4 protein-coding genes are annotated in these 3,421 nt (G+C 46.4%); 3 read left to right on the plus strand and 1 reads right to left on the minus strand.

Going from position 1 to position 3,421, the window contains the following annotated elements; translation table 11 throughout:
• Positions 1–53 precede the first annotated feature (53 nt).
• The gene (locus tag WBV75_RS14015; protein ID WP_424121205.1) at positions 54–1,136 is read right to left on the minus strand and encodes a hypothetical protein; all 1,083 of its coding nucleotides are present in this window, start codon (positions 1,134–1,136) and stop codon (positions 54–56) included.
• 79 nt (positions 1,137–1,215) lie between these two features.
• On the opposite strand from WBV75_RS14015, the gene WBV75_RS14020 reads away from it, so the two are divergent.
• From WBV75_RS14020 to WBV75_RS14030, 3 genes are all read left to right on the plus strand, one after another.
• Positions 1,216–2,118: an ABC transporter ATP-binding protein gene (locus WBV75_RS14020; protein ID WP_424121206.1), complete on the plus strand. Its 903-nt coding sequence runs from the start codon at positions 1,216–1,218 to the stop codon at positions 2,116–2,118.
• A 20-nt stretch (positions 2,119–2,138) separates the two neighbouring features.
• A complete protein-coding gene (locus tag WBV75_RS14025) occupies positions 2,139–2,972 on the plus strand; it encodes an ABC transporter permease (protein WP_424121207.1) in 834 nt (277 codons plus the stop codon).
• A 120-nt stretch (positions 2,973–3,092) separates the two neighbouring features.
• Positions 3,093–3,421 (plus strand): hypothetical protein (locus WBV75_RS14030; RefSeq protein ID WP_424121208.1); only part of this gene is annotated, 329 nt, incomplete at its 3' end.

Raw genomic sequence — 3,421 nt, forward strand, 5'->3', positions numbered from 1 at the left:
AAAGGAGATTACCCTGATTCCAATTTCCGGCAAGTAGAGGGGAAGCCAGCAACTCAGATATCTATTCGCTTCTCGATAATCTGCTTCATACTCACGTCCTCGTAATTACGACGGACAAAATCCAGGGCCCATGCGAGGATTTCCCCCATTTGGGTACATTTTTTAAAGTGCATGTCCATAGTCAGCTCATAGATCTCCCCCTTAAGCCGGTCGATGTGTTCAGGCTTTGAAAGGGTATCCTTTTTGGCGATTTCAACCAGCTTTTTGATGCGGTTCCCGGAACTCAGAATTCGTTTGGCGACAAAGGAACGTTCCTCCACCTTGTATTGATCCACGGAACCCCGGAGCAATTTCTTCCGCACCAATTCCACCATGATCCGGTTCTCCTTAAAAAACTGAGGCCGGTAAATAGCCAGCTTACCCTCGTAGAACTGCTGATCAAAATCAATAGCCCGAATTTTATATACGACATGATCAAAATCGTGGACCGGTACGATAACGTAATTATAAGAACGCATATCGCCGAGCAAACGGATAAGACAACGCTCATTGAACTTCACAAACTCTTTGGCCAGCTGTGATTTCTCGGATTCCGTACACGAAGGCAGCATTTCTTTCATAAAGACATCCCCCGGAATACCGGGTATATGCTCTTCAATCAGGGTGTCCTTATACACCAGAAAATTGAGGTTGTAAGGAGAGAGCATATGCTCGAGTTCCAAACCATAAATCCGGGAAGCATCCGTTTTTTTAACATAGAAATACGTGAAATTATCGTTGAGGATATTCCGTATCCGTATTCGGAAAGGTTTAGAATTACCAAAAGTGCAGAAATCCACGGCATCCACATTGAGGAACTCAAAAATAAGGTCACTCCCATCGGAATGCAGGATAGAGTACACGCGTTTCAGGCTGTGGTCGATCTCCTGTCGTTCGGAATCCGAATAAAAAACCCGCACCCAAAGGGAATCCTCCCCTTTGGCATCATAGACCACAACAGAACCTGAAAAACGCAAAAGATCTTCGTAGAAGATTGGTATTTCAATCTTTCGGTTATAGGTCTCCAGATAGGCATCCAGATCGGGACTCACCGGGTAGGCCGGTTTCTTTTTTGAGATAACGGGGTCCTGGGACATACACCTGTTTTTAGCTTTTAATGTAACAAATTACGTATTATCTCGTCAAGTATGGGAACTGTCTGTTAAAACATTCCATTTGCAAACAATCCTTACCGTCACCAACCTGACCAAAAAATTCGGACACCTTACGGCCGTAAAAAACCTTTCATTTACCATAGAGAAAGGGAATGTTTACGGTATCCTTGGACCGAACGGGAGTGGTAAATCGACCACACTGGGTATCGTCTTGAATGTTGTCAACGCCACTTCCGGCTCCTTTAGCTGGTTTGATGGTGCCTCCTCCACCCATGAGGCGCTCAAGAAAGTAGGCGCCATTATCGAGCGACCCAATTTCTATCCATATATGACGGCGGTCGAGAACCTGAAATTAGTTTGTAAAATCAAGGAGGTACCCAATTCCCGGATTGAAGAAAAACTGACCATGGTAGGCCTCTGGGAACGAAAAGACAGTAAATTTAAAACTTTTTCCCTGGGAATGAAGCAACGGCTGGCGATTGCGTCCGCCCTCCTGAACAACCCTGAAATACTCATTCTCGATGAGCCGACCAATGGCCTCGATCCACAAGGGATTCACCAGATCCGGGAGCTGATAAAAAAAATAGCCTCAGAAGGCACCACCATATTGTTGGCCTCACACCTCCTGGATGAGGTTGAGAAGGTATGTTCTCATGTGGTCATCCTCAGGAAGGGAGAAAACCTATATGACGGTACGGTAGACGGGATGCTGGCCAGTCACGGGTTTTTTGAGCTTCGGGCCACAGATATGCAAGCCCTCAAAAAGGTCCTGGAAAGCAGTGATGAGTTTACGCGGATCGATCAGGATAACGATATACTCATCGCGTATCTGAATACCCCCCTGGAGGCCGACGCCCTGAACCGCCGTTGCTTTGATAAGCAGATTACCCTTACGCATCTGGTCAAGCGCAAAGAAAGTCTGGAACAACAGTTCCTCACCCTTACCAATAACCAGGCCACATAAACCAGCTCTCAGAACCAAGCATGAAACGACTTCTGCAAATTGAATACATCAAACTCTGGAACAGCCGCTCCAGCCGATTCCTTATTATCGCCTATTTTGTGCTGCTGACCTCCATTGCCCTTATAGCAGCCATTAAATTCGATATAGGACCCATAGAATTCCACCTGGCCGATCAGGGGATTTTTAATTTCCCGTATATCTGGCACTTCAACACCTTTGTCGCTGCCGGGTTTAAGCTGTTTCTGGCCATTGTGATCGTCTCCATGATGTCCAATGAATACACCAATAAGACGATCAAACAGAACCTGATCGATGGCCTTTCAAAAAAAGAATTTATCGCGTCTAAATTCCTGACTGTACTTGTTTTTGCAGGGGTTTCGACGATTTTTGTCTTTGTGGTATCCCTGATCCTGGGGGCGATGTATTCGGACTATACCGAACTGTCCATCGTTTTTTCAGATCTGGAATTCCTCATTGCCTTCTTTGTAAAACTCGTGGGTTTTTTCAGTTTTTGCCTTTTTCTGGGAATCCTGGTTAAGCGTTCGGCCTTTGCCCTTGGCTTCCTGATTATCTGGGCCATAGCTGAACAAGTCATTTTCGGGTTGCTCGGCTGGAAATTCGTTTCCTGGGAAACCGCGAAGGCCATTAAGTCCTTCCTCCCCCTGGAATCGATGGCCAACCTGATCAAAGAACCTTTTTCACGCCTCAATGCGGTACAATCGGTGGCGGATCAGATCGGGGAGCAAATCGAATTGAACTACCACGTACACTGGTACGAAATCCTTCTCGTACTCCTTTGGACAACCCTCTTCATCTACCTCTCTTACGCCTTATTGCGGAAACGCGATTTATAGACCCAGGGCTGCACAGCCGTTGTTTATCCCTGGCATGCTCCGTAAACCATTAAAAGTGCAGTTTCACCCTGACCTGCCCGGGAATTACTCCATTAATTCGTAATTTCCCCTTCCCTCGAAATGGAAATTTTCAAGAAAATAACCGGGTTTTTATTGCTCCTTTTAGGGCTTTCCCTCCATGGGCAGGAGTGTCCTGAGGTATTGTACCCGCAGGATGGGGAGAGCAATATCCCTGTGGATGCCACTATCCGCTGGACAGACACCGACATCGACCTAATTACATCCTGGGCCATCAGTATCGGCCTTACCCCCGGCGGAGAAGAAATCGTTACACGGCAATCTGCCGGTAGGACCCCTCAATTCGAATTACCCTGTGGGATTCCCAATAATTCTACACTTTATGTGGAACTATACATATTCACCCTTACCCAAGGCTTTATTCCCTGTTC

Origin of the sequence: Robiginitalea sp., from assembly GCF_049588695.1 — a bacterium.
In the GTDB taxonomy this organism is placed as follows: Bacteria; Bacteroidota; Bacteroidia; order Flavobacteriales; family Flavobacteriaceae; genus Robiginitalea.

Bases quoted from the DNA above. Each gene is read 5' to 3' on its own strand.
- WBV75_RS14015 (WP_424121205.1), bottom strand. From the start codon at position 1,136: ATGTCCCAGGACCCCGTTATCTCAAAAAAGAAACCGGCCTACCCGGTG.
- WBV75_RS14025 (WP_424121207.1), top strand. From the start codon at position 2,139: ATGAAACGACTTCTGCAAATTGAATACATCAAACTCTGGAACAGCCGC.